Genomic DNA, 25607 nt, shown 5'->3' with positions numbered 1-25607 from the left:
AAAAGGCCGCGTTCGACGCGGCCTTTTTGTTGCCGGCGGCGGCCAGGCGGCCGCCAGCGCTCCGGCTTAGTACGACTGCCGGTCGAGGCGGATTTCCTGCAGGATCGTCGTCGCGATTTCCTCGATCGACTTGTGCGTCGACGACAGCCACTTGATCCCCTCGCGGCGCATCATCGCTTCGGCCTCGTTGATCTCGTAGCGACAGTTCTCGGGCGCCGCGTATTTGCTGCCCGGCCGGCGCTCGTTGCGGATCTCCGACAGGCGCTGCGGGTCGATCGACAGCCCGAACAGCTTCTCGCTGTACGCGGCGAGCGCCGACGGCAGCTTGCCGCGCTCGAAATCCTCCGGAATCAGCGGATAGTTTGCCGCCTTCACGCCGTACTGCATCGCGAGATACAGGCTCGTCGGCGTCTTGCCGCTGCGCGACACGCCGACGAGGATCACGTCGGCTTCCGACAGGTTGCGGTTCGACTGGCCGTCGTCGTGCGCGAGCGAGAAGTTGATCGCCTCGATCCGGGTCTTGTATTCCTCGGTGTCCGCGTTCTGGTGACCGCGGCCCATCGCGTGGCTCGACTTGAGCTCCAGTTCCTGCTCGAGCGGTTCGACGAAGCGCTGGAACATGTCGAGCACGAGTGCGTTCGAGCGCTTGACGATGTCGTTCGACTCGCTGTCGACGAGCGTCGTGAACACGATCGCGCGGCGGCCGTCGTGCACGGCGGCCTCGTTGATCTTCTCGACGGTCGCATAGGCCTTGTCGAGCGAGTCGACGAACGGCACGCGCACGAGACGGAATTTCTGGTCGAACTGGGAGAGGATCGAATGCGCGAAGGTTTCGGCAGTGATCCCGGTGCCGTCGGAGACGATGAATACGGTAGGCAGCATGAATCTGGGCGTCGAACGTGAAGGGCGGTTGCGCGGGCGGCTGGAGGTTCGCCTCCAGACGCAGTGACAAGGTCGCGCCACATCCGGCAGCCGGCACGGTAGAATAGCGGCAACCTGTTGGATAAGCAATTGCGGGGGCAGGGCGCGAACGGCGCCCCGGACTTCGCCGCTCGATTCCAAAATTCCCGGCAAGTTTGGCGATTTGTCTGCAAATATCGCCCTTCTTCCGGGATTTTTGCAAATCGGGTCGGAAGATTGTCCGCCGCTGCGATTGTTTCTCCAACAGGTTGCGCAAGACGCGCCGCGCCTTTTTGCAAGCGCCCGCGTCCAAGCCCACTTGCGCAATCGAGCATTTTTTTCACACTTAGGGGCTTGTATGACTAACGCAGCAAACGTCGCAAAGGACCAGGCGTATGTAATTCCGTTCGAGCAGTTGCGGATGACCGATGTGGAGATCGTCGGCGGCAAGAATGCGTCGCTGGGCGAAATGATCAGCCAGCTTTCCGAAGCAGGCGTTCGCGTACCCACCGGTTTCGCCACGACCGCGCTCGCGTTCCGCGATTTCCTCAAGCACAACGACCTTACCGACCGTATCGCTAAGCGTCTCGAGTCGCTCGACATCGACGACGTGAAGGCGCTCGCCGAAGCCGGAGCCGAAATCCGCAAGTGGATCGTCGATGCGCCGATGCAGGCACGTCTCGAGCAGGAAATCCGTGAGCAGTTCGACATCCTGAAGAACAGCTCGCCCGGCGAGCTGTCGTTCGCCGTGCGTTCGTCCGCTACCGCGGAAGACCTGCCCGACGCATCGTTCGCCGGCCAGCAGGAGTCGTACCTGAACGTCGTCGGCATCGAAGACGTGCTCGACCGCATGAAGCACGTGTTCGCGTCGCTGTACAACGACCGCGCGATCTCGTATCGCGTGCACAAGGGCTTCACGCACGCGGAAGTGGCCCTGTCGGCCGGCGTGCAGCGCATGGTCCGCTCGGACGTCGGCGCGGCCGGCGTGATGTTCACGATCGACACCGAATCGGGCTTCAAGGACGCCGTGTTCATCACGTCGAGCTACGGCCTGGGCGAAACCGTCGTGCAGGGCGCAGTGAACCCGGACGAGTTCTATGTGTTCAAGACGACGCTCGCACAGGACAAGTACCCGATCATCCGCCGCTCGATCGGCTCGAAGCTGATCAAGATGGAATTCACGCAGCCGGGCGAGCCGGGCCGCGTGAAGACGGTCGACGTGCCGCACGAGCAGCGCAACCGCTACTCGATCACCGACGAAGACGTGATCGAGCTGGCGAAGTACGCGGTCATCATCGAGAAGCACTACCAGCGTCCGATGGACATCGAGTGGGGCAAGGACGGCCGCGACGGCAAGATCTTCATCCTGCAGGCACGTCCGGAAACCGTGAAGAGCCAGGCGACCGGCAAGGCCGAGCAGCGCTTCAAGCTGAAGGGCCAGTCGCAGGTGCTGGCAACGGGCCGTGCGATCGGCCAGAAGATCGGTGCGGGCCCCGTGCGCGTGATCCAGGATCCGTCGGAAATGGAACGCGTGCAGCCGGGCGACGTGCTGGTGGCCGACATGACCGACCCGAACTGGGAGCCGGTGATGAAGCGTGCAGCCGCGATCGTCACGAATCGTGGCGGCCGGACCTGCCACGCGGCAATCATCGCGCGTGAACTCGGCGTGCCGGCAGTCGTCGGCTGCGGCGATGCGACCGACATCCTGAAGGACGGCGCGCTCGTCACCGTGTCGTGCGCGGAAGGCGACGAAGGCAAGATCTACGACGGCCTGCTCGAGACGGAAGTCACGGAAGTGCAGCGCGGCGAACTGCCGGAAATCCCGGTCAAGATCATGATGAACGTCGGCAACCCGCAGCTCGCGTTCGACTTCTCGCAACTGCCGAACGCCGGCGTGGGTCTCGCGCGTCTCGAGTTCATCATCAACAACAACATCGGCGTTCACCCGAAGGCGATCCTCGAGTACCCGAACATCGACCAGGACCTGAAGAAGGCCGTCGAGAGCGTCGCGCGCGGTCACGCATCGCCGCGTCAGTTCTACGTCGACAAGCTGACGGAAGGTGTCGCGACGATCGCGGCGGCGTTCTATCCGAAGCCCGTGATCGTGCGTCTGTCCGACTTCAAGTCGAACGAGTACAAGAAGCTGATCGGCGGTTCGCGTTACGAGCCGGACGAGGAAAACCCGATGCTGGGCTTCCGCGGCGCGTCGCGTTACATCGCTGAAGACTTCGCGCAGGCGTTCGAGATGGAGTGCCGCGCACTGAAGCGCGTGCGCGACGAGATGGGCCTGACCAACGTCGAGATCATGGTGCCGTTCGTGCGTACCGTGAAGCAGGCGGAGCGCGTCGTCGGCCTGCTCGAGAAGTTCGGCCTGAAGCGCGGCGAAAACGGCCTGCGCCTCGTGATGATGTGCGAAGTCCCGACCAACGCGATCCTCGCCGAAGATTTCCTGCAGTTCTTCGACGGCTTCTCGATTGGCTCGAACGACCTCACGCAGCTCACGCTCGGCCTCGACCGCGATTCGGGCATGGAACTGCTGGCTGTCGACTTCGACGAACGCGACCCGGCCGTCAAGTTCCTGCTGAAGCGCGCGATCGATACCTGCCGCAAGATGGGCAAGTACGTCGGCATCTGCGGCCAGGGCCCGTCCGATCACCCGGACTTCGCGCAATGGCTGACCGACGAAGGCATCGTGTCGATCTCGCTGAACCCCGACACGATCATCGATACGTGGCAGGCGCTCGCCAACCGGAAGTAACGGTCGGTCATGCACCTTTGACGGAAGCGCGGTGGCACCGTGCTTCCGCTGAAGGCAAAATGCAAGGTTCATGCTATAAACACCCCGGTAGGCACCGGGGTGTTTTTATTTGTGGGTACGCACCGGGCCGGCCCACGCGCATTGGCCGTCTCCTCGGGGGCGGCGAGCATGTTGAACCGGAGTCGCGCTTCAACGCGTATTCTGGTTGCTTGCACGGCAAGTGAGCACGGGGATGTTTTTCTGGAGACCACAATGATGTCGGGGCATCTGTTCTGGTGGGTCGCGGTGGGCGTGCTGGTCGTGGCCGAGTTGCTGACGGGCACGTTCTACCTGCTGATGATCGCGCTCGGCTTTCTCGCGGGCGGGCTGCTGCAGCTGGCCGGTTTCGCGCCGCACGTGCAGTTCGGTGCGGCGGCGGTGGTCGCGATCGTCGCGATGGTCGTGTTGCGGCGTTCGGGGCTCGGCCGCAAGCAGAAGCGCGACACGTCGACGAATCCCGACGTCAATCTCGATATCGGCGCGACCGTCACGGTCGACGCGTGGCGTGACGGCCGCGCGCGCGTGCAGTATCGCGGCGCCGACTGGGACGTCGAGCTCGAGAACGGCGAGCGCGACGATGCGCACGTGTATCAGGTGAGTGCCGTGCGCGGCAATTGTCTCGTGGTCGTGGCGAAACCCGCGGGCTGATCGTCCGCCGATACAACAAGGAGGGAATACTTCATGGATTCGCTGATCATCTGGGTTGTCCTGCTCGTCATCGCGATCGTGATCGTGTCGAAGACGGTGAAGATCGTGCCGCAGCAGCATGCGTGGGTACTCGAGCGCTTCGGGCGCTATCACGCGACGCTGTCGCCCGGCCTGAACATCGTGCTGCCGTTCGTCGATCGCATCGCATACCGGCACGTGCTGAAGGAAATCCCGCTCGACGTGCCGAGCCAGGTCTGTATCACGCGCGACAACACGCAGCTGCAGGTCGACGGCGTGCTGTATTTCCAGGTGACCGATCCGATGAAGGCGTCGTACGGGTCGAGCAACTTCGTGCTCGCGATCACACAGCTCGCGCAAACGACGTTGCGCTCGGTGGTCGGCAAGCTCGAACTCGACAAGACGTTCGAGGAGCGCGACTTCATCAACCACAACATCGTGTCGGCGCTCGATCAGGCCGCGGCGAACTGGGGGGTGAAGGTCCTGCGCTACGAGATCAAGGACCTGACGCCGCCGAAGGAAATCCTGCACGCGATGCAGGCGCAGATCACCGCGGAGCGTGAAAAGCGCGCGCTGATCGCCGCATCCGAAGGCCGCAAGCAGGAGCAGATCAACCTCGCGTCGGGCGCGCGCGAAGCGGCGATCCAGAAATCCGAAGGCGAGCGGCAGGCCGCGATCAACCAGGCGCAGGGTGAAGCAGCCGCGATTCTGGCGGTGGCCGAGGCGAACGCTCAGGCGATCCAGAAGATCGCGAACGCGATGCAATCGCAGGGCGGGATGGACGCGGTGAACCTGAAGGTGGCCGAGCAGTATGTCAGCGCATTCTCGAATCTCGCGAAGCAGGGCAACACGCTGATCGTGCCGTCGAACCTGTCGGATCTCGGCACGGCGATCTCGTCGGCGCTGACGATCGTCAAGAGCGCGGGGGCGGCTTCGGGCGGGAAGGCCTGAGTCCGGATTGACGCGGTGCGCAGGTGGTCGCCGCATGCGATCGGCATGCGGCGAATCGTCGCGCAGCCGGGGGCGGATGATGCCCGGGCGGTGCCGTCGCCGGTGCCTTTCTTCGGCCGAAACCGGCGGCGTGGCGTGCCGGGGATCGCTCTTGTAGCCGGCGCGCCCGATTCACCTGACCACAAAGCAACACGGCCCGCTTCTAGCGGGCCGTATCGTTTGTGGTGCGTGTCGCGCAGGTCAGGTGCCGGCGCGCATGATGCGTGCCTTTTCGCGTTCCCAGTCTCGCTTCTTCTCGGTTTCGCGCTTGTCGTGCAGCTTCTTGCCCTTCGCGAGCGCGATGTCGCACTTCACGCGACCGCCCTTGTAGTGGAAGTTCAGCGGCACGAGCGTGTAGCCACGCTGCTCGACCTTGCCGATCAGTTTCTTGATTTCCTCGCGGTGCAGCAGCAGCTTGCGCGTGCGGACCGGGTCGGGCGTGATGTGGGTCGAAGCCTCGGGCAGCGGGCTGATATGGGTACCGATCAGGAAGATCTCGGCGTGCTTGATCACGACGTAACCCTCCCTGATCTGGCCGCGCCCGGCGCGCAGCGCCTTGACTTCCCAGCCCTCTAGCACGAGCCCCGCCTCGTAGCGTTCCTCGATGTGGTAATCGAAGTGCGCTTTCCTGTTGTCGATGATGCTCATGAAAGGATCGGGCCAACTCGTTTAAAATCACGATTTTAGCAAAGCGGGGCGGGAATCGCCCGGCTTGCGTTCTCACCTTAAGCGATGCCGCGCGATTTATGGCAGATGTCCAGAAAACCGTATTGATCCGTCATTCGGCGGAACAGATGTTCGACCTCGTCACCGACGTGGCCGACTACCCCAATTTCCTGCCCTGGTGCGGCGGTGTCGAGATTCGCCGTCAGGACGAGAGCGGGATGGAAGCGCGCATCGACATCAACTTCAAGGGCATCAAGCAGCATTTCGCGACGCGCAACACGCAGCAGCGCCCGACGCGGATCGACATGGAGTTCACGGACGGCCCGTTCAAGAAGTTCACGGGCTCGTGGCGCTTCACGGCACTGCGTGCCGATGCCTGCAAGATCGAATTCGCGCTGCACTACGAGTTCTCGAGCATCCTGCTCGAGAAGATCATCGGGCCCGTGTTCAGCCATATCGCGAACACGTTCGTCGATTCGTTCGTGAAGCGCGCCGACCAGCGCTACGGGAAGGGGTGACGCGATGCTGTCGATCGAAGTCTGCTACGCGCTGCCGGATCGGCAGACGCTGATTCCACTGTCGCTGCCCGAAGGGGCGACCGTTCGTTCGGCGATCGATGCGAGCGGCGTGCTCGCGCTGCACCCGGAAATCGATCTCGCGAACGCGAAGACGGGCGTGTACGGCAAGCTTGCGCCGCTCGACACACCGCTCGCCGACCACGACCGCGTCGAGATCTACCGCCCGTTGATCGTCGATCCGAAGCTCGCGCGCCAGCGGCGCGTCGACAAGTCGCGCCGCGCCGGCTCCATCGAGGGTCGCAAGTGGATGCACAAGGACGCGCGCTGACACGGGCCCATCCGCGCCTTTCGTCCCGATTCGTCCGATCAAACGCCGCGGCGCTCAGTGGGCCGCGGCGTTTGCGTTTGCCGGCGTGCTTCCCGTCGTATCGCCGCCGGCGGGCGTGTCGCCATGCTGCCGCACCGATCCGTAGACGCCCGCGAGCAGCAGCACCAGCGCGGCGATCTCGAGTGCATGCGGCATCCGCTGGTCGTACACGAACGCGTAAAGCATCGCGAACACGGTTTCGAACACGATCAGCTGGCCCGACAGCGTGAGCGGCAGCCGCTTCGACGCGGCATTCCACAGCCCGTTGCCGAGCCACGACGCGCCGATCGCGAGCACCAGGTTCAGCAGCCAGAACAGCTGCCAGCGCGACGCGGGGACCGCCGCCTGCACGGTGCCGGCCGGCAGCGCGAGGATCGCGATCCAGACGAGCCCGCCGATCAGGCCCGTCACGACACCCCACAGCACCGACCACTCGTTGCCGCCGAAATGATGATGGCGCTGCAGATAGCGTGCGTTCGCGACCGCATACCAGGTCCAGCTCGCGAGTGCACCGGCCGCGCAGGCGATGCCGGCGAGCTTCTGGCCGAGCGTCGTCGCATGCGCGGCCTCGGAGGTGAACAGGTCGACGTTGATGCAGACGATGCCCGCGATCACCAGCGCGAGCGGGGCGGCGAGCCGCCGCAGCGGCACGGCGCCGTGGTCGCCGAGGCCCGCGAGCGTGACCGTGACGGGCAGCACGCCGACGATCAGCGAACTGGGCGCGATGCCGATCAGGTGCACGGCGCCGGACAACAGCATGTAGTACGCGACATTGCCGACGACGGCGAGCCTGACCAGCGCGACGAGATCCTCGCGGGTCAGCCGCGCGAGCAGCGAGCGGGCGGCCGGCAGTGCGGCCGCCAACGACACGAGGCCGTACATCGCGTAGCGGCCGGCGCTCAGCAGCAGCGGCGAGAAGTCGGTCAGCAGCCGAGGAACGAGAAACACCATGCCCCACAGGGCACCTGCCAGGACACCATAGACCACACCGCGTCGCATCGACCGCTCCGAACACATGATTGACGAGCGCGCAGCTTAGCGACGCGGTCGCGACGTCGTCTTGTTCATTCCTGCACTCGGCGCAGGGCGGAGCGCAGCTGTGCTGCGCCCCGGAGCGATCACGGCAGGCTGCGGATCATTCGTCAGCCGAATCGGGCGATGCGCCCGCATTGTTGGCCGACGCCCCGGCCCGCGCCGGCCGACGCACGGCGCGCAACGTGCCGCTGTTGCCGCCGCCGCAGTAGAAGCGGTCGTGGCCGTCGGATTCGAGCCCCGATACGCCGACGCCTGCCGGCATGTCGATCTGTTCGAGCACCTGGCCGGTGCGCGGATCGATGTGGCGCAGGTCGGCCTGGTCGGCTTCCCAGGTACCGTGCCACAGCTCGCCGTCGACCCACGTCACGCCGGTGACGAAGCGGTTCGATTCGATCGTGCGCAGCACGGCACCCGTTTGCGGGTCCACCTGATGAATCTTGCGTTCGCGGTACTGGCCGACCCAGAGCGCGCCTTCGGCCCAAGCCAGCCCGGAATCGCCGCCCTTGCCGGGAGCGGGGATCGTCGCGAGCACGCGGCCCGATTCGGGATCGATCTTCTCGATGCGGTCCTCGACGATCTGGTACAGGTGGCAGCCGTCGAACGCCGTGCCCGCATGCGCGGCGACGTCGAGCGAGCGGACGGTCGTGCCGCGTTCCGGGTCGAGCGCATTCAGCTTGTCGCCGGACGCGTACCACACGTATTGCCCGTCGTACGTGACGCCGTGTACGCCGTCGACGCCCGGAAACGGGCCGTATTCGCGAAGGATGTCTGCGCGGGAGCGTTTCATGTTCGTCACCTCGTCGTTCGGTGAGGTCATCCTAATCGCCCGGGAGCGGGGCGGGGAGTAACAAGGTCGTCGCGAAACCGGGCAATGGCGGCGTCATCCAGCGGCGCGCGCGGCCGCGGCCCAGCGCCTGGACCTTGTCGGCTTCGGCGAGCGCGTCGAGCGCGCGCTGTACGGTGCGCTGGCTCGCGCCGAGGGCCAGCGCCAGCGCGGAGCTCGACCACGCTTCGCCATCGGCGAGGAGCGCGAGCACGGCTGCGTGGCGATCGTCGACCGGGCGCGCCAGCACGACGGTCTCGCGTATGCCGAGCGGTTCGAGCGCGAAGCCGCAGGGCGTGGCGATGACGTTCGCGAGCGGCCGCAGCACCGCGCGCAGCCGGCCGATCTCGACGCGCAGGCGTGCGCGATGCGATTCGTCCGCGTGTTTCGCGCGGAACGCGACAGCGACGAGCGCGTTGCGCGACACGTCGGCCGGCCATGCCTCGCCGAGCGCGCGGGCAAGCACGAACAGCACGGGCCGCCGCGCAAGCGACACGGTCGTGCGCGCGTCGCGTACCGTGTGACGGCACGCATCGACGACGAGCGCGTTCGACGCGAATAGCGTCTCGACTTCATCGAGTGACACGAGCCGCGATGTCCCGCGTGTGACAAGGCGCGCGGCCGGTGCGTCGAGCACGCGTGCCGCGGTGTCGACCTCGGCCGTCAGCGCGGCGATACCGGCGTCGTGGGCGGCTGCGCGCGCACGGGCAAGCGCTGCGCGGGCCGCGTGCGTGCGGATGCGGCGCATCGCGATGCCGGCCGCGATCAGCTCATGGGCGGCGCGCGATGCAGCCGGCAGTGGCGCGGGATCGAGATTCGCGAGCATCCGCTCGGCATCGTCGAGCTGGCCGATCAGCAGCAGCCGGCGCACGCCGAGATAGCGCGCATGCGCGGCGTTCGCGCGGTCGCCGTGCGCGTCGAGCGTCGCACACGCGGCATCGAGCGCGCGCGTCGGCCAGCGCAGGTCGCGCGACGCGAGCGCGATCTCGGCTTCCGCGACGACGCAGCGCGCACGCGCCACGGCCTCCCTGACGCCGAACGCACGAGCGGCGCCGCGCACGAGTGCGCGAGCACGTTCGAAATCGCCGAGTTGCGCCATCGCGATCCCGCGCAGCGCGAGCGCCGGCGCATCGTCGCGCAGCGCGACGCGGTTCAGCGCGCCGAGCGCGTCACCGGCCGCGAGCGCGCGCGCGGCCGCCGTGATCAGCGAATCCATCCGAATCCCGACACACTTGTCACTCCCTCTGGTCCGATGTCCGCCACTAATCTAGCACCACGCACACGGCACCGGACGCCGTGCCCGGATACCCATCGGAAGGAGGAACCCGCCATGACGACCCATCTCACCGGAACGCGCGACGAATGGCTGGCCGAGCGCCGCGCACTGCTCGACGCGGAAAAGGCGCTGACGCGGCAAAGCGACGAACTCGCGCGGCGACGCCAGGCGCTGCCCTGGGTGCGCGTCGACAAGACCTACCGGTTCGACACCGAAGACGGGCAGGCAACGCTCGACGACCTGTTTCGCGGCCGTTCGCAACTGCTCGTCTATCACTTCATGTTCGGCCCCGACTACAAGGCCGGCTGCCCGTCGTGTTCGTCGATCGCCGACGGTTTCGACGGCTTCGCCGTGCATCTGGCGAACCACGACGTGACGCTCGCCGCCGTGTCACGCGCGCCGCTCGCGAAGCTGCTCGCGTACCGGCAGCGGATGGGGTGGCACTTTCCGTGGGTGTCGTCGGTCGGCAGCGATTTCAACTTCGACTTCAACGTGTCGTTCACCGAAGCGCAGCAGCGCGCGGGCGACGTCGAGTACAACTACACGCGGGCCGGTCATGCGATGGACATGGATCCGCCCCCGGCACCCGTCGTGGAGTTCGCTGCGACGTGCGGCACGGACGCGGTCACGTATTCGCTCGACCGGCCGGGGATGAGCGCGTTCGTGCGCGAGGACGGCGCGGTTTATCACACGTATTCGACCTATGCGCGCGGCCTCGACGCGCTGTGGGGGATGTACCAGTGGCTCGATCGCGCACCGCGCGGGCGCAACGAGACCGGCCCGTGGTGGCGCCGTCATGACGAGTACGCGCGCGGCTGAGCGCGCCGGCGACGGGCGGGGGCGGGCGATGGCTCGGTCTGCGGCCGGCGGTGCGGGCCCCGATCCGCGAGCCTTCGCGGTGGCGCTCGCGGCCGTGTTCGCCGTTGCCGTTGTTGCGACCGTGACGCAGCACGTGTCGATGGCCGCGATGGGCGGCACACCGGTGTCCGGCGGCTGGATGACGTCGGCGGCATGGCAGCAGCCGTGCGGATGGGGCGCCGGCCGCACGTTCGCGGCGTTCGCCGGCATGTGGGGCGCGATGACGGTGACGATGATGCTGCCCGTGCTGGCGCCGGTGCTGTGGCGATACCGGCAGAGCGCCGGCCCGTTGGCGGCGGCGCGTTCGACCTGGCTGGTCGCCGTGGCGGGCGCCGGGTATTTCGCCGTGTGGATGGCAGTCGGCGCGCTCGTGTTTCCGGCCGGCGCCGCGCTGATGAGCGCAGCCGCACGGCTGCCGGTGCTCGCTCGCGCAATGCCGTTCGTGGCTGGCACGGTCGTATTGGCCGCAGGCGTCCTGCAATGCTCCGGATGGAAGGCGCGCCGGCTGACGTGCTGCCGGCACGCGGCGACCTGCGTGCATCCGCCGCACGCGGAGACCGGTGCGGCATGGCGGCACGGCGTGCGAGCCGCGATCCGATGCGGCGCGTGTTGCGGGAACCTGATGGCGGTCGCGCTGGCGGCCGGCATGATGGATCTGCGCGTGATGGCGGTCGTGACGGTTGCGATCGCCGCCGAGCGCCTTGTGCCGGCCGGCGGGCAGGTTGCGCGGATCGTCGGCGGTGTCGCGATCGGCGGCGGCATGGTGATGATCGTCCGCGCGGCCGGGCTGCCGTGAGGCGGGACGGTAGGCCCGTTCGGCCTATTCGGCCCGTTGCCGGGCCGGGCTTCATCGTCGCCGCGACCGCCGCGTGGCCCGTCCGCAACAGGCGGATGGGCCGTTTCGTGGCCGGCTGCGCGAATGGCTCGATGCGGCGGTGAAACGAAAAGCGATCGAAAACGAACCGAACGGCGATCCGAACGATTCGGCCCCCGAACGGCCGAAACCGGCTAAGCCGTTGTTCGTGTTGTGAAAATTCACGGCGCTTCGCGTATAATTCGCTTTTGCGCCCATAGGATTTGCCATGCGTCTGATCCAAAAAGCACTCACTTTCGATGACGTGCTCCTCGTTCCCGCCTTCTCCGACGTTCTCCCGCGCGACACCAGCCTCAAGACCAAGCTGACCCGCAACATCTCCCTGAACATGCCGCTCGTGTCCGCCGCGATGGACACGGTCACCGAGGGTCGCCTTGCGATCGCGATGGCACAGCAGGGTGGCGTCGGTATCGTCCACAAGAACCTGACGCCGGCCGAACAGGCCCGCGAGGTCGCGAAGGTCAAGCGTTTCGAATCGGGCGTCGTCCGCGATCCGATCACGGTACCGCCGCAAATGAAGGTGCGCGACGTGATCGCGCTGTCGCGCCAGCATGGCATCTCGGGCTTCCCGGTCGTCGAAGGCCCGCAGCTCGTCGGTATCGTCACGAACCGCGACCTGCGTTTCGAAACCCGCCTCGATGAGCCGGTCAAGTCGATCATGACGCCGCGCGAGCGCCTCGTCACGGTCAAGGAAGGCACGCCGCTCGCCGAAGCGAAGGCACTGATGCACAGCCACCGCCTCGAGCGCGTGCTGGTCGTCAACGACGCGTTCGAACTGCGCGGCCTGATGACCGTCAAGGACATCACGAAGCAGACCGAGCACCCGGACGCGTGCAAGGACGAACACGGCAAGCTGCGCGCAGGCGCGGCGGTCGGCGTCGGTCCCGACAACGAAGAGCGTGTCGAGCTGCTGGTGCAGGCCGGCGTCGACGTGATCGTCGTCGATACCGCACACGGCCACAGCAAGGGCGTGCTCGAGCGCGTTCGCTGGGTCAAGCAGAACTTCCCGCACGTCGAAGTGATCGGCGGCAACATCGCTACGGCCGCCGCCGCGAAGGCGCTCGTCGAATACGGCGCGGATGCGGTCAAGGTCGGTATCGGCCCGGGCTCGATCTGCACGACGCGGATCGTCGCCGGTGTCGGCGTGCCGCAGATCAGCGCGATCGCGAACGTCGCGGAAGCGCTGAAGGGCACGGGCGTACCGTGCATCGCCGACGGCGGCGTGCGCTTCTCGGGCGACGTGTCGAAGGCCCTCGCGGCCGGCGCGAATGCGGTGATGATGGGCAGCATGTTCGCGGGCACCGAAGAGGCGCCGGGCGACGTGTTCCTGTACCAGGGCCGCCAGTACAAGTCGTATCGCGGCATGGGTTCCGTCGGTGCGATGAAGGATGGCGCTGCAGACCGCTACTTCCAGGACAACTCGGCGAACATCGACAAGCTCGTGCCGGAAGGCATCGAAGGCCGTGTCGCGTACAAGGGCTCGGTCAACGCGATCCTGTTCCAGCTGGTCGGCGGCGTGCGCGCGAGCATGGGCTACTGCGGTTGCAAGACGATCGACGAGCTGCACGACAAGGCCGAATTCGTCCAGATCACCGCGGCGGGCATGCGCGAGTCGCACGTGCACGACGTACAGATCACGAAGGAAGCGCCGAACTACCACGTGGACTGATCGCCGATGAAACCGCTGCTGCGAGCCGTGCTGATCATCGATGCCGTCCTGCTGCTGGCGTTCGGCGTGCTGTTCGTGCTGACGCCCTGGCAGTCGCTCTTCAACGCGCTGCAGCTTGCGAACGTCCAGCCGGCGATGCTCGGCCAGGCGTTCGGCATCGCGTTGCTCGGGCTCGCGTGGCTCGCGTTTCATGCAGCGTTCAACGGGGATCTCACGGCGCCGGTCGCGCGATCGGTCGGCCATGTGTATTGGCTGACCGGCGCGCTGACGATCGTCTGGTCGATCGGCGCCGGCAGCGGTCCCGCGCTCGCGGCCGCCGGCCGCGTGCTGTCGGCCGTGGCCGGTGTCGCGCTGATCGTGCTCGGCCTCGGCGGCGTGCGGCTCGCATCGGCCGTGCGCCAGCGCGAAAAAGCGCAGGCGCTCGAGGCACGCGCGCCGGCGCAGCGTCCGGCCGAGCCGGCGATGGCGCCCGCGTCGTCGCCCGCACCGCAGCGCGTCGAACCCGTCGTCAGCCGCCCGGCAGCGTCCGCTGCATCGTCGTCACCGGTCGCATCCCGCCCATCGTCGTCCGGCACCGTCGCACTCGACGAGCGCCCGCCGATGCAGGATTGACCGGTCATGCGTCGAGCGTGCTGCCTTCCGCCCGACGCCGCTGTCCATGCTATTGACGCAGCGCATGATGAAAATGATGCGCTGCTTTTCTTATTCTCTTCATCCCGTCCGCAGCCATGCACGACAAAATCCTGATTCTCGACTTCGGTTCGCAAGTCACCCAACTGATTGCGCGACGCGTGCGCGAAGCGCACGTCTACTGCGAAATCCATCCGAACGATGTGTCCGACGACTTCGTCCGCGAGTTCGCGCCGAAGGCGGTGATCCTGTCGGGCAGCCATGCGAGCACGTACGAAGACCATCAGCTGCGCGCGCCGCAGGCCGTGTGGGATCTCGGCGTGCCGGTGCTCGGCATCTGCTACGGCATGCAGACGATGGCCGTGCAGCTCGGCGGCAAGGTCGAGTGGAGCGACCACCGCGAATTCGGTTACGCGGAAATGCGCGCGCACGGCCATACGCGCCTGCTCGACGGCATCGAGGACTTCAAGACGGACGAAGGCCACGGGATGCTGAAGGTCTGGATGAGCCACGGCGACAAGGTTGCCGAGCTGCCGCCGGGCTTCGCGCTGATGGCGTCGACGCCGAGCTGCCCGATCGCCGGCATGGCCGACGAGGCACGCGGCTACTACGCGGTGCAGTTCCATCCGGAAGTCACGCACACGGTGAAGGGCCGCCAGATCATCGAACGCTTCGTGCTGCAGATCGCCGGTGCGAAGCCCGACTGGATCATGAGCAACCACATCGAGGAAGCCGTCGCGAAGATCCGCGAGCAGGTCGGTGACGAGGAAGTGATTCTCGGCCTGTCGGGCGGTGTCGATTCGAGCGTTGCCGCTGCGCTGATCCATCGCGCGATCGGCGACCAGCTCACCTGCGTGTTCGTCGACCACGGCCTGCTGCGCCTGAACGAAGGCAAGATGGTGCTCGACATGTTCGAGGGCCGCCTGCACGCGAAGGTCGTGCACGTCGACGCGTCCGACCAGTTCCTCGGCCACCTGGCCGGCGTGACCGATCCGGAAGCGAAGCGCAAGATCATCGGCCGCGAATTCGTCGAGGTGTTCCAGGCGGAGGCGCAGAAGCTGTCGAAGGCGAAGTGGCTCGCGCAGGGCACGATCTACCCGGACGTGGTCGAATCGGGCGGCACGAAGACGAAGAAGGCGACGACGATCAAGAGCCACCACAACGTCGGCGGCCTGCCGGAAACGCTCGGCTTGAAGCTGCTCGAGCCGCTGCGCGACCTGTTCAAGGACGAAGTGCGCGAGCTGGGCGTTGCGCTCGGCCTGCCGCCGGAGATGGTGTACCGCCATCCGTTCCCGGGCCCGGGCCTCGGCGTGCGGATTCTCGGCGAAGTGAAGCGCGAGTTCGCGGACCTGCTGCGCCGTGCGGACGCGATCTTCATCGAGGAACTGCGCAACACGACCGCGACCGCGCAGGATGCGGCCGCCGGCCTATGCGGCGAAGCCGATGTCGGCAAGAGCTGGTACGACCTGACGAGTCAGGCGTTCGCGGTGTTCCTGCCGGTGAAGTCGGTGGGCGTGATGGGCGATGGCCGCACGTACGACTACGTGACGTCGCTGCGCGCAGTGCAGACGACCGACTTCATGACCGCACACTGGGCGCACCTGCCGTACGCGCTGCTTGGCCGGGCGTCGAACCGGATCATCAACGAGGTGCGCGGGATCAACCGTGTGGTGTATGACATCTCGGGCAAGCCGCCGGCGACGATCGAGTGGGAGTAATTGGACGTCCGGCACGTGCCGGTACGACCTGACAGCAGAACACATCAAAGCCCGCTTCACAGCACATCAAAGCCCGCTTCACAGCGGGCTTTTTTGTTTTTGGCCCGATCGGCGCCACCGCCCGATTGGCGCATCGCGTGGATGGCGTGTTTCATCGACCAGAACACACCGAGAGCATTCGTGCGCCATGAGGCGTCGCGGGTGCCTTTATTTCCGTTCTTGTTCAACCAGCGGCTCCGCGCATTGACTGCACCATGCCGGAAAACGACGTGCCGCTACCTTCCGATTTCGCCGCGACTGTAATCAAGTGTAATTGATTGCTCCGCGCGCTCAGCCTAATTTCTTCCCGGCAGGGCTCTTCGTGGATGGCTGATCCAAGCCACTGCGGAGATTGTGATGAACGTTATCGATGCGTGATGCACGCAAACCAGATTCGGCCTATACGACCCTGGTTTTCGGCTTTCTTTCAACTCACTGCAGGAGAAATTGTCATGTCGAACGAAAATTTCAGCGAAATCCAGAAGTTCGCGGAGCAGGCGGACAATTTGACGCGGGTAGATGTTCAGTCGATTCAGATGGGCTATTGGGACAATCAGGATACCGTTCCGTTCATGCTCAATAACGAGGGCGGGTATTCGTTTTCAGTGAATACCTCGAACACGGCGTTGCTGATCCAGATCGGAAACGCGCTCACAGCGCTTGGACAGAAGCAGAAGGTCGTTGCCTTTCTGGGAGACCTCCAGCATGGAGGTGTTCTCAAAGTGCTCCTTATCGGCCTTGCATAGTACGAAAAACAAGACGCGACTCAGTTGGTCGGCCTGACGGCAGGTCACGACGGAATCAACCGGAAGACTGCTGCGACAAGAAAACGGCTTGGCAGGTTGCCAAGCCGTTTTTTCATTCATGGATTGCGCGAGTCGGAACCCTCGCGACCCGGATGCTCACGCGTGCGAACCCATGAGCGACCGCAGGTACGTCGGCACTTTCGCCTTCGCCGTGGCCTGCACACGCGTCATGAGCGCGTGATCGATGCGATTCAGTCCGTAAGTCCGCGCAATGTCGTGCTGCAACCGGCACCACAGGTGCCCGGCCATCTCGGCATCGACCATCGCCCGGTGCGCACGGCCCGATTTCGGCAACCGCAGCATATCCACCAGGCTCGACAGGCGGTGACTCTGGGCATCCGGGTAGATACGTCGCGCCACGAGCATCGTGCACGCAAAGGCATGTTCGGCCGACATGCCCAGAAGCCCGAGCTCGGATTGCCAGAACCGTTTGTCGAAACCGGCGTTGTGGGCGACGACGGCATGCTTGCCGACGAACGCCGCGGCTTCCTTCATGACTGTCGACGCCGGCGGCGCGGCTGCGATCATCTCGTTCGTGATGCCGGTCAGTGCGACGACATCGGACGGTATGCGCCTGCCTGCATTCATCAGGCTCTGGAAACGATCGACGACTTCCCCGTCCCGGAGCAGGATGACGGCGATTTCGGTCGCTCGGTCGCCCATGTTCGGCGAAAGTCCGGTTGTTTCGAAGTCCAGTACCGCAACGGTTTGCATGGTCGAATCCTGTTGCTTCACGCGGTGTCGTTTAGAGTGGCCGAGAGGGTAGCATCTTCAGGCCCGCGACAGGCTCGTTCAGCTCGAGAAACGACCATCCGTGCGGCGCACGTCGACCCAATCGATAGCTCTGAACGCCCGCGAATTCGTCTCGATCGGCCGTCGATTCGACAGGACGCACGACGATGCGACAGGATGCTGGCTGCCGACTATTGGCCGCTCATTGATCCGCGCGTCATGCCGCAAGCCCGTTATCGCCCTCAACCATCCGGATCGGGCCCGTGGTTTGTCCCGTACCCTGCCTGATGCCGAGCTCGATCAGGTCCTCGTAAATCCCGCGCCGGACACGGCTATGCGTGCTGCGGCGAGGTCAGGGGTGCCGCGCGATAGCGCAGGTGGATCAACGGATAGGCGCGCCCCTGCCCATCGAGCGCCGATCGCCCGGTGCGTTCGAAGCCGAGCCGTTCATAGAATCCCGCTGCCGCTTCGTTCTGTTCGTTGACGTCGGTCGACAGGTCGGGGTGACGCTTGAGCGCGTCTTCCACAAGCAGGCGTCCGACACCCGCGCCATGGTGAGCGGGATCGACGAACAGCGCTTCCATGTGATTGCCGTCGAGCAGCATGAATCCGATCGCGCGGTCGGTATCGTCGACGGCGAGATCGAGCGGTGCACCGGGCAGGAACGCGACGACTTCGGATTCGATCGCGCGTCGGTCGTCATCGCTGAGGAAATGGTGCGTGGCGTCGACCGCGTTGCGCCAGATATCCAGCACGTGTGTGCCGTCGGCCGGGGTGGACTTGCGAATTCTGATCATGGGTTGGCCCGTCTTTGATGTGTAATGGGAAGTTCGTCGGCGCGTAGCCGGCACCGTCATGGTCCCGGTCGGGCCGCTCGCAACGGCTGCGTGAAAGACGGCGGTATTTCAGGTTTCAAGTATTGGCCGGACGCTGCGCGTGACCCAGGACCGCCGCACGCTCGATCGCGCGTCGTGCGACATCGCGAACGCCTGCGCTCATCGGCAAGTCATCGCGGTCGAGTTCGGCGAGATCGAACCAGCGCGCGTCGAGCGCATCATCGCCGGCGGCAGGCGTGCCGCGCAACCATCGGCACAGCACCGCGACCATCACGAAATGCTGACGCACGTCGCCGCCGGCATCGTAATCGAACGCATCCAGCGCGGTAAAGGCGTCGAGCGCTTCGACGTCCATGGTCGTCTCTTCGGCGATCTCGCGCACGACCGCGTTTGCAATCGATTCCCCCGCTTCGATCTTGCCGCCGGGAAAGCCCCAGCAGCCCGCATCGGGCGGATTGGCGCGACGCACCAGCAGCACGTCGCGCTCCCGCAGGACGATGCCGATCACGGCGGGAATCGGGCGGACGGAAGCGGGGGCGCTGGTTGGGGAGCGGGGTGAGTCGGACATGTGGTGCTATGCGCGGGTGCGTTCGAGTGTATGGGGCGGCCGGTGAAGATTCATTGCGCGCCGTCGGTGCGCTGCTCGATCGCGCGGATCACGGCGACCATGTCGTCCGCGCCATGTCCGGCCTGCTCGGTCTCGCCGTAGAGTGCATGGCAGATGTCGAGCAGTGGCGACGCGATGCCGATGCCGCGCGCGGATTCGGCGACGAGGCGCGCATTCTTCAGCACGTCGGTGATCGCGGCCTGCACCGAGAAATCGGCCGCGACGAGCTTGCCGAGCTTCACGCGCGACACGTCGCTCGCCATCGGACCCGCGTTCAGCACGTCGGCGAAGCGGGCGAGATCGATGCCGTGGCGTTGCGCAAAATGCGTGGCTTCGGTCAGGCCGGTGACCATCGTGATCAGGAACAGGTTCACGGCGAGCTTCATCGTCAGCGCCGACGGCACGTCGCCGCACACGAAGCTGTCGCGGCACAGCGGCTTCACGAGCGCACGGACGGCGTCGACGTCGTCCGGTGCGCCGGCGAGCATCACGACGAGTTGACCGGCTTCGGCCGGCTTGCGCGACCCCGACACGGGCGCTTCGACATAACGGCCCGACGCGGTGGCGATGTCGTCGGCCAGTGCGCGCGAATACTCGGGTGCGTTCGTGCCCATGTTCACGATGGTGTGGCCGCCGACACGGGCGGCGAAACCGGTCGTGCCGCGCGCGAGGGCGCCGTCGATCGCCGCGTCGTTCGCGAGCATCAGGATCACGGTGCGGCAGGCCGCGAACACGTCGTCGATGTGCTCGGCCACGCGCGCGCCTGCGTCGCGCAGCGCATCGTCGCTGCCGTGCGACCGGCTCCATACGACGAGCGGCGTGCCGGCCCGCGCAAGATTGAGCGCCATCGGCGTGCCCATTACGCCGAGGCCGATGAATCCGACTGCGGTTTGCATGTTCTGGCTCCCACGGTGGGTGGAGACGATCGTGGGCGTCAGTATCGCAGCGTTTCCGCAGGCCTGCCATGTCATCCGCGCAGCCGCGGGAGCGACGTCACGGCCGCGCCGTCATGCCCGCCAGATACGGCCACGGATAGATGCCGCGCGCATGACCGTCGCCGAACACCACGCGGATGCCGTAGCCGGCTGTTTCAAGGCTGTCCAGCGTCAGGTCGGGTCGCGCATCGACACGACCGCCGTCGTGCCGGATCCGTCGACATTCCGCACACGGGCAATCGCCGCGCAACCGGGCATAGCTGACGCGTTGCGTGTGACCGTCCGGCCAGCGGAGTGTCAACGTGCGCGCCGGATGATCGAGCACGATGTCGGTCGGGGAGATCATCGCGACGCCTCGTCGATCTGCCGGATCGCGATCCGCACGGCCTTGCGGACTTCCGGATCGTGATCCTCCAGTGCGTGGGTCAGTGCGGGTAACGTCGCGCAGTCCCGCAATTCACCGAGCGCAAGCGCAGCTTCCTTGCGCAGGTTGCTGATCGCGTGCGAGAGCAGCACGACGACGGCCGGCGCCGCGGCCGCATCGCGCAGTTGCCCGAGCGCACGCGCGGCACGCAGGCGCACCTGCCAGTAGTCGTCATCGAGCGCGGCGACGAGCGGTTCGCACGCGGTCGCGACGCGCAGCTTGCCGAGCGTCGTGGCCGCTTCCTCGCGCACCTGCCATTCGCGGTCGCGCAACGCGGCAAACAGCGCGTGGATGACGGTCGCATCGTCGGGTGTCGCGAACCCGATCGCGCCAACCGCAATACGTCGCACCTCCGCCGCGGCATCGGTTGTCGCGGTGCGCGCGAGCGGCGGCAGCGCACGCGGATCCTTGAGCCAGCCGAGCACCGCCACGGCTTCGACGCGCACCTCGGCGTGTTCGGCATCGAGCGCGTGCAGCGCGGGCGCGAACGCGCCGGGGTCGCGCACCTCGCGCAATCCGCGCAGCACGGCACGGCGCACGAACGGCTCGGGCCGGTCGGCCCATCGGCACAGCACGGCGCCCGATGTAGCGTCCTTCAGTTCGGACAGGCTCTGCGCGGCGGCGTCGCGCACGTCGGCGTCCGGATCGAGCAATGCGCTGCACAGCGCGTCGACGACGTCGGGCTGCTCCCACGCGCCGAGCACGCGGGCGGCTTCGCCGCGCACGTCGGCCGACGGATCGTCGCTCAGCGCGGCGACGAACGCGGGCACGAACCCCGGGTCCTCGAGATCGGCGAGTTCGAACAGTGCGACGCGGCGCACGGCGGCATCGGGCGCGGCGAGGCGGGCGACGAGTGCGGCTTCGTCGGGGGCGTGTACGCGGGGCAACGCGGTAGTGAAGGAGGAGTCGGTCATGGGCGACGGGAGAGAGCGTTGAAGGACACGGTCAGCGCAGCAGATAAGGGATGTCGACCTTGACCGCGCCGGTCGGGCAATCGCGTTCGCATGGCATGCAGTACCAGCATTCGTCGAACTGCATATAGGCCTTGCCTTTGGTCACGTCGATCGCGAGCAGGTCGAGCGGGCATACGTCGACGCAGACAGTGCAGCCCTTGTCGGCGATGCACAGGGTCTCGTCGATCGTCACGGGTGCGCTGCTGCGCTGGAAGACGTCGTGCGGGGTATGGGGCATGGCAGGTTCCTCAAAGGGCGGCCGCGAGCGCGGCCGGCTCGCGGATGCGCAGATTCGTGTAGGCGCCGCGCTCGTCGTCGGCAAGCGGCACGACATACGGTTCGACCGGCCGCTTCTCGCTGCCCATCGCGCCGTCGGCGTCCTTGCGCAACCAGGTATGGCAGAACCATTCGGCGTCGTTGCGATGTGGAAAGTCCACACGGTGGTGGTATAGCCCCCAGCGGCTTTCGGTGCGGAACAGCGACGCGCGCGCGGCCATTTCCGCGCAGTCGCGGATCGCACGCACCTCGGCGGCGCGCATCAGTTCGTGCGGATGGTTCGCCTTTATCTCTTCGATATCCTCAGTAATGGCGTCAAAACGTTGAAGACCGATTTCCATCTTGCGTGTCACCTTCGGCGGTTGCAGATAGTCGTTCACCATGCGGCGCAGCTTGTATTCGACCTGCGCCGGCGCGAGGCCGCGCTCGCGCAGCAGCGGGGCAAGCACACGGGTGCGTTCGGCGGCGACCTGTTCGTCGTTCACCGGCGCATGCTCGCGGCCGGCCACGTAGTCGGCCGCATTCTGGCCGGCAAACCAGCCGTACGTGAATGCGCCGAGCATGTAGTTGTGCGGGACGGCCGCCATGTCGCCGGCCGCGTAGAGCCCGGGCACGGTCGTCTCCGCGCGGGCGTTCACGTACACGCCGGATGCGCTGTGCCCGCTGCAGAAGCCGATCTCGGAGATGTGCATCTCGACCATCTGGCTGCGGTAATCGGTGCCGCGCCCGGCATGGAAGCGGCCGCGGCTCGGCCGCTCGTTCGTATGCAGGATCTGCTCGATGGTCTGGATCGTTTCTTCCGCGAGATGGTCGAGCTTCAGGAACACGGGGCCGTTGCCGCTTTGCAGTTCCTGGTAGAACTCCCACATCATCTGGCCGCTCCAGTAATCGCATTCGATGAAGCGTTCGCCCTTGCCGTTCGCGGTGAAGCCGCCGAGCGGGCCCGTCACGTACGCGCACGCGGGGCCGTTGTAGTCCTTGATCAGCGGATTGATCTGGAAGCATTCGAGATTCGCGAGCGCGGCACCGGCGTGATACGCCATCGCATAGCCGTCGCCCGCGTTGGTCGGATTCTCGTAGGTGCCCATCAGGTAGCCCGAGGCCGGCAGGCCGAGGCGACCGGCTGCGCCGCAGCAGAGAATCACGGCCTTCGCGCGGATCACGTGGAACTCGGCGGTGCGGCAGTCGAAGCCGAGTACGCCGCTCGCGCGACCCTGCGCGTCGGTCAGCACGCGCGTTGCGACGATCCGGTTCGTGATCGCGATGCGCGCGCGCTTCAGCTGCCGGTACAGCACCTTCTTGATGTCGTGTCCTTCCGGCATCGGCAGCACGTACGAGCCCATGTGATGGACCTTCTTCACCGCGTAGTCGCCGGTGCCGTCCTTCTCGAACTTCACGCCCCAGCGGTCGAGCTGCTCGATCGTAGCGAAGCTGTGCGTCGCATACGCGTATACGGCTTCCTGGTCGACGATCCCGTCATTGGCGATCGTGATCTCGCGCGTGTACTGTTCGGGCGTCGCATGCCCGGGGATCACTGCGTTGTTCAGGCCGTCCATCCCCATCGAGATCGCGCCGCTGCGCTTCACGTTGGCTTTCTCGAGCAGCAGCACGCGCAGGGACGGGTCGCGCTCCTTCGCCTTGATCGCCGCCATCGGGCCGGCGGTGCCGCCGCCCACCACGACGATGTCGTATTCGAGCACATGGGTAGTCATCGCTGTTTCCTTGCAGGTTTGCGCGGTTTCTGCCGGTCGATGCGCAGCCGGTACTGGAAGGCGTCGCCGCGGAAGTAGAGGTATTCGAAGTCGATCGGTGCGCCTGATGCGTCGTGCGTGAGGCGCTCGATGCGCAGCACGGGGCTGCTTTCCTCGACGTGTAGTGCATCGACGATCTCGTCGTCGGCGAGGATCGCGTCGATCGACACGTCGGCATGGCCGAGGGGGATGCCGCAGTCGTTTTCCAGGACCAGGAAAATGTCGCGGGTCGCGAGATCGGCGCCCGCGAGGCGCTTGCCGAGGGCTTCGGGCACCCACGTCTGTTCGAGCGACACGGGCTCGCGATTGAGCAGCCGCACACGATGAATCTCGACGAGCGGCGCGCCTTCGGGCACGTTCAGCTTCGTGGCGAGATGGCGGTCGGCCTTGACGGTGCGGAAGCTGCGCACCTGGTTGACGATCTCGTAGCCCATCGACGACATCGCCTCGGCGAAGCCCTGCAGTGAGGTCACGTTCTGGAACGCCTTCGGCTTCGACACGAAGGTGCCCTTGCCGTGCAGCTTGAACAGCAGTCCTTCCTTTTGCAGATCGCCGAGCGCCTGGCGCACCGTGATGCGACTGACGTCGAACATCGTGCAGAGTTCGTGCTCGGAAGGCATCCGGCTGTGCGGCGCATAGGTGCCGTCGAGAATGCGCGTGCGCAGCGTGTCCTTGATCTGCACATAGAGCGGGGCCGCTGACAGCGGCACGACGTTGGGGGAGGTCATCGGTCAACTTGTTATGACAAGATCGCTCGAGTGTAGTCAGCCGGGTCGTGCGCCCCAACCAACTATTTCTGATTTCGACTTTCCGATTCCGGAAAAGCGCGGCGCCAAGGGCCGGACCGAACGGTCGAACCGGCCTGCGGCGACGGCCGGTCCGCCCGTTGCGGGCGGAGCGGATCCGCGGACAATCAGAAAATTAGCCGGCGTGTGTGCCGCGCATGTCGATTTCGCGGTGCGCCGTCCGTCGTATCCATGTCGACCGAGCATTGCGCGAAGCAGGTGGCGCCCGGTTCCCGAGGATCGCCGTAACGAAAAGGAGGTACCCCATGCCGGATTCCCGATACCGCTGGGTCATCGTCGCCGCGGGCGGCCTGATGGGCTGCATCGCGATCGGCGCGATGTTTTCGCTGCCGGTGTTCCTGCGCGCGATCGCGCGCGACACGGGCTGGTCGATGACCGGCATTTCCGGCGCGATGACGCTCGGCTTCATCGCGATGGCTTTCGCGAGCATGGGGTGGGGCAGCCTGTCGGACCGCATCGGCACGCGCCCGGTCGTCATCACGGGCGCCGTCCTGCTGTCGGCAAGCCTGGCGCTGGCGAGCCGCGCGCCGTCGCTGCTCGCGTTCCAGCTCACTTTCGGCCTCGCCGTCGGCGGCGCGACGGCTGCGATATTCGCGCCGATGATGGCGTGTGTGACGGGCTGGTTCGACACGCACCGCAGCCTCGCGGTGTCGCTCGTGTCGGCCGGCATGGGGATGGCGCCGATGACGATGGCCCCGCTGGCCGCGTGGCTCGTGTCGGTGCGCGACTGGCGCACGTCGATGCTGCTGATTGCGGCGCTGGCGGCCTTCGTGATGATTCCGGTGTCGCTGCTGGTACGCCGGGCGCCCGCGCTCGACGGCGCGCAGGCGGCTCCTGCGGCGTCGGCGCCTGCCGGCGAGCCTGCGGCGATGTCGGTCGCGGATGCGCTGCGTTCGCCGCAGTTCATCGTGCTGCTGCTGACCAATTTCTTCTGTTGCGCGACGCATTCGGGCCCGATCTTCCATACGGTCAGCTACGCGGTGACCTGCGGGATCCCGCTGATCGTCGCGGTGTCGATCTACAGCGTCGAAGGGCTCGCCGGCATGGCCGGACGGATCGCATTCGGGATCCTGGGCGACCGCCTCGGCGCGAAGCGCATGCTGGTGGCCGGGCTGCTTGCGCAGGCGCTTGGTGCGCTCGGGTACTACTTCGTGCGCACGCTCGACGGGTTCTACGCGGTCGCGATCGTGTTCGGCTTCATCTACGCGGGCGTGATGCCGCTGTATTCGGTGCTTGCGCGCGAGAACTTCCCGCTGCGGATGATGGGCACCGTGATCGGCGGCTGCGCGATGGCCGGCAGCCTCGGGATGGCCGCGGGCCCCGTCGCCGGGGGCCTGATCGTCGATACGTTCGGCAGCTACGGCTGGCTGTATCTCGGCTCGTTTGCGATCGGTCTCGGCGCGTTCCTGATCGCGATGATGTTCCGCCCGTTCGCGAATGCGCGGCGGGAAACGGTGGCTGCGTGACCCTGCGACCGAAGCGGGGACGGCTTCCGTTTCACCGGATCGGCGCGGCGTGGTCGGCGTTGCCACAGAAAAACAGGGCCCCACACCGTACCCGTTGGACGGTGTGCGAACGGCCCGCAGCCCGCTGCGGCGCAGCAGAGCGGCAAATGAGACCGATCGGCGTGCACGCCCCGCGATTCGGCCCCTAAA

General features: G+C 66.2%; 28 protein-coding genes. 13 read left to right on the top strand and 15 right to left on the bottom strand.

Features of this window, described 5'->3' with window-relative positions; genetic code table 11:
* Positions 1-66: 66 nt before the first annotated feature.
* A complete protein-coding gene (ppsR, locus tag CFB50_RS11065; RefSeq protein WP_011352445.1) occupies positions 67-882 on the bottom strand; it encodes a posphoenolpyruvate synthetase regulatory kinase/phosphorylase PpsR in 816 nt (271 codons plus the stop codon).
* A 376-nt stretch (positions 883-1258) separates the two neighbouring features.
* Between ppsR and ppsA the strand changes: the two genes are divergently transcribed.
* The 3 genes from ppsA to CFB50_RS11050 all read left to right on the top strand — a co-directional run bounded on the left by ppsA (position 1259) and on the right by CFB50_RS11050 (position 5314).
* Positions 1259-3658 carry a phosphoenolpyruvate synthase gene (gene ppsA, locus CFB50_RS11060; RefSeq protein ID WP_069248268.1) on the top strand — a complete coding sequence of 800 codons (2400 nt, stop codon included), beginning with the start codon at positions 1259-1261 and terminating at the stop codon, positions 3656-3658.
* A 252-nt stretch (positions 3659-3910) separates the two neighbouring features.
* Positions 3911-4345: an NfeD family protein gene (locus CFB50_RS11055; protein WP_046545972.1), complete on the top strand. Its 435-nt coding sequence runs from the start codon at positions 3911-3913 to the stop codon at positions 4343-4345.
* 33 nt (positions 4346-4378) lie between these two features.
* Positions 4379-5314: an SPFH domain-containing protein gene (locus CFB50_RS11050; RefSeq protein ID WP_069248266.1), complete on the top strand. Its 936-nt coding sequence runs from the start codon at positions 4379-4381 to the stop codon at positions 5312-5314.
* Positions 5315-5554: 240 nt separating this feature from the next.
* Here the strand turns inward: CFB50_RS11050 and smpB are convergent, their stop codons facing one another.
* On the bottom strand, positions 5555-6001 hold the full coding sequence (gene smpB, locus CFB50_RS11045; RefSeq protein ID WP_039342760.1) for an SsrA-binding protein SmpB: 447 nt from the start codon (positions 5999-6001) through the stop codon (positions 5555-5557).
* A gap of 98 nt (positions 6002-6099) precedes the next feature.
* Here smpB and CFB50_RS11040 point away from each other — a divergent pair, with 98 nt between their 5' ends.
* Together CFB50_RS11040 and CFB50_RS11035 are read left to right on the top strand one after the other, a co-directional pair.
* Positions 6100-6537, top strand: coding sequence for a type II toxin-antitoxin system RatA family toxin (locus CFB50_RS11040; protein ID WP_034188832.1), 438 nt, complete (start codon positions 6100-6102; stop codon positions 6535-6537).
* A 4-nt stretch (positions 6538-6541) separates the two neighbouring features.
* On the top strand, positions 6542-6865 hold the full coding sequence (locus CFB50_RS11035) for an RnfH family protein (RefSeq protein ID WP_069248265.1): 324 nt from the start codon (positions 6542-6544) through the stop codon (positions 6863-6865).
* Positions 6866-6919: 54 nt separating this feature from the next.
* Here CFB50_RS11035 and CFB50_RS11030 read toward each other — a convergent pair whose 3' ends face one another.
* The 3 genes from CFB50_RS11030 to CFB50_RS11020 all read right to left on the bottom strand — a co-directional run bounded on the left by CFB50_RS11030 (position 6920) and on the right by CFB50_RS11020 (position 9978).
* Positions 6920-7903 carry a DMT family transporter gene (locus CFB50_RS11030; protein WP_089445858.1) on the bottom strand — a complete coding sequence of 328 codons (984 nt, stop codon included), beginning with the start codon at positions 7901-7903 and terminating at the stop codon, positions 6920-6922.
* 136 nt (positions 7904-8039) lie between these two features.
* Positions 8040-8726, bottom strand: coding sequence for a Vgb family protein (locus CFB50_RS11025; RefSeq protein ID WP_089446089.1), 687 nt, complete (start codon positions 8724-8726; stop codon positions 8040-8042).
* Positions 8727-8757: 31 nt separating this feature from the next.
* Entirely contained in the window at positions 8758-9978 is a 1221-nt protein-coding gene (locus CFB50_RS11020) for a helix-turn-helix domain-containing protein (protein WP_089445857.1), read from the bottom strand.
* Between the two features lie 114 nt (positions 9979-10092).
* Here CFB50_RS11020 and CFB50_RS11015 point away from each other — a divergent pair, with 114 nt between their 5' ends.
* The 6 genes from CFB50_RS11015 (at position 10093) to guaA (ending at position 15787) form a co-directional block, all read left to right on the top strand.
* Positions 10093-10857 carry a DUF899 domain-containing protein gene (locus tag CFB50_RS11015; protein WP_089445856.1) on the top strand — a complete coding sequence of 255 codons (765 nt, stop codon included), beginning with the start codon at positions 10093-10095 and terminating at the stop codon, positions 10855-10857.
* 28 nt (positions 10858-10885) lie between these two features.
* Complete coding sequence (locus CFB50_RS11010; RefSeq protein ID WP_089446088.1) at positions 10886-11692, top strand: DUF2182 domain-containing protein; 807 nt, start codon at positions 10886-10888, stop codon at positions 11690-11692.
* A 73-nt stretch (positions 11693-11765) separates the two neighbouring features.
* Positions 11766-11927 carry a hypothetical protein gene (locus CFB50_RS39490; RefSeq protein WP_179254145.1) on the top strand — a complete coding sequence of 54 codons (162 nt, stop codon included), beginning with the start codon at positions 11766-11768 and terminating at the stop codon, positions 11925-11927.
* Positions 11928-11978: 51 nt separating this feature from the next.
* Positions 11979-13439, top strand: coding sequence for an IMP dehydrogenase (gene guaB, locus CFB50_RS11005; protein ID WP_011352433.1), 1461 nt, complete (start codon positions 11979-11981; stop codon positions 13437-13439).
* 6 nt (positions 13440-13445) lie between these two features.
* Positions 13446-14051 carry a hypothetical protein gene (locus tag CFB50_RS11000; protein ID WP_089445855.1) on the top strand — a complete coding sequence of 202 codons (606 nt, stop codon included), beginning with the start codon at positions 13446-13448 and terminating at the stop codon, positions 14049-14051.
* Positions 14052-14167: 116 nt separating this feature from the next.
* Positions 14168-15787, top strand: a complete 1620-nt coding sequence (gene guaA / locus CFB50_RS10995; protein ID WP_089445854.1) for a glutamine-hydrolyzing GMP synthase — start codon at positions 14168-14170, stop codon at positions 15785-15787.
* Positions 15788-15843: 56 nt separating this feature from the next.
* Here guaA and CFB50_RS39485 read toward each other — a convergent pair whose 3' ends face one another.
* Complete coding sequence (locus tag CFB50_RS39485; RefSeq protein ID WP_179254169.1) at positions 15844-16014, bottom strand: hypothetical protein; 171 nt, start codon at positions 16012-16014, stop codon at positions 15844-15846.
* Between the two features lie 264 nt (positions 16015-16278).
* Between CFB50_RS39485 and CFB50_RS10990 the strand changes: the two genes are divergently transcribed.
* Positions 16279-16572, top strand: coding sequence for a hypothetical protein (locus CFB50_RS10990; protein ID WP_089445853.1), 294 nt, complete (start codon positions 16279-16281; stop codon positions 16570-16572).
* 156 nt (positions 16573-16728) lie between these two features.
* Here the strand turns inward: CFB50_RS10990 and CFB50_RS10985 are convergent, their stop codons facing one another.
* The 9 genes from CFB50_RS10985 to CFB50_RS10945 all read right to left on the bottom strand — a co-directional run bounded on the left by CFB50_RS10985 (position 16729) and on the right by CFB50_RS10945 (position 23874).
* The gene (locus tag CFB50_RS10985) at positions 16729-17346 is read right to left on the bottom strand and encodes a 3'-5' exonuclease (RefSeq protein WP_089445852.1); all 618 of its coding nucleotides are present in this window, start codon (positions 17344-17346) and stop codon (positions 16729-16731) included.
* A gap of 350 nt (positions 17347-17696) precedes the next feature.
* Positions 17697-18161 carry an acetyltransferase gene (locus CFB50_RS10980; RefSeq protein WP_089445851.1) on the bottom strand — a complete coding sequence of 155 codons (465 nt, stop codon included), beginning with the start codon at positions 18159-18161 and terminating at the stop codon, positions 17697-17699.
* Positions 18162-18276: 115 nt separating this feature from the next.
* Complete coding sequence (locus tag CFB50_RS10975; RefSeq protein ID WP_089445850.1) at positions 18277-18768, bottom strand: NUDIX hydrolase; 492 nt, start codon at positions 18766-18768, stop codon at positions 18277-18279.
* Between the two features lie 50 nt (positions 18769-18818).
* Positions 18819-19703: an NAD(P)-dependent oxidoreductase gene (locus tag CFB50_RS10970; protein WP_089445849.1), complete on the bottom strand. Its 885-nt coding sequence runs from the start codon at positions 19701-19703 to the stop codon at positions 18819-18821.
* Positions 19704-19800: 97 nt separating this feature from the next.
* Positions 19801-20088 carry a gamma-butyrobetaine hydroxylase-like domain-containing protein gene (locus CFB50_RS10965; RefSeq protein ID WP_089445848.1) on the bottom strand — a complete coding sequence of 96 codons (288 nt, stop codon included), beginning with the start codon at positions 20086-20088 and terminating at the stop codon, positions 19801-19803.
* Positions 20085-21080 carry a HEAT repeat domain-containing protein gene (locus tag CFB50_RS10960; RefSeq protein WP_089445847.1) on the bottom strand — a complete coding sequence of 332 codons (996 nt, stop codon included), beginning with the start codon at positions 21078-21080 and terminating at the stop codon, positions 20085-20087. The genes CFB50_RS10965 and CFB50_RS10960 overlap by 4 nt, the downstream gene beginning before the upstream one ends.
* A gap of 31 nt (positions 21081-21111) precedes the next feature.
* Positions 21112-21357, bottom strand: a complete 246-nt coding sequence (locus tag CFB50_RS10955) for a 4Fe-4S dicluster domain-containing protein (RefSeq protein WP_089445846.1) — start codon at positions 21355-21357, stop codon at positions 21112-21114.
* Positions 21358-21367: 10 nt separating this feature from the next.
* On the bottom strand, positions 21368-23107 hold the full coding sequence (locus tag CFB50_RS10950; RefSeq protein ID WP_089445845.1) for a fumarate reductase/succinate dehydrogenase flavoprotein subunit: 1740 nt from the start codon (positions 23105-23107) through the stop codon (positions 21368-21370).
* Complete coding sequence (locus CFB50_RS10945; RefSeq protein ID WP_089445844.1) at positions 23104-23874, bottom strand: GntR family transcriptional regulator; 771 nt, start codon at positions 23872-23874, stop codon at positions 23104-23106. Before CFB50_RS10945 ends, CFB50_RS10950 begins: the two co-directional genes overlap by 4 nt.
* A gap of 323 nt (positions 23875-24197) precedes the next feature.
* Between CFB50_RS10945 and CFB50_RS10940 the strand changes: the two genes are divergently transcribed.
* Positions 24198-25418, top strand: a complete 1221-nt coding sequence (locus tag CFB50_RS10940) for an MFS transporter (RefSeq protein WP_089445843.1) — start codon at positions 24198-24200, stop codon at positions 25416-25418.
* Positions 25419-25607 lie beyond the last annotated feature (189 nt).

The sequence above is a fragment of the Burkholderia sp. AU33423 genome, from assembly GCF_002223135.1.
GTDB lineage: Bacteria > Pseudomonadota > Gammaproteobacteria > Burkholderiales > Burkholderiaceae > Burkholderia > Burkholderia lata_D.
The sequence above is the reverse complement of the archived record's forward strand: the minus strand, read 5'-3'. Positions and strand labels throughout refer to the sequence as shown.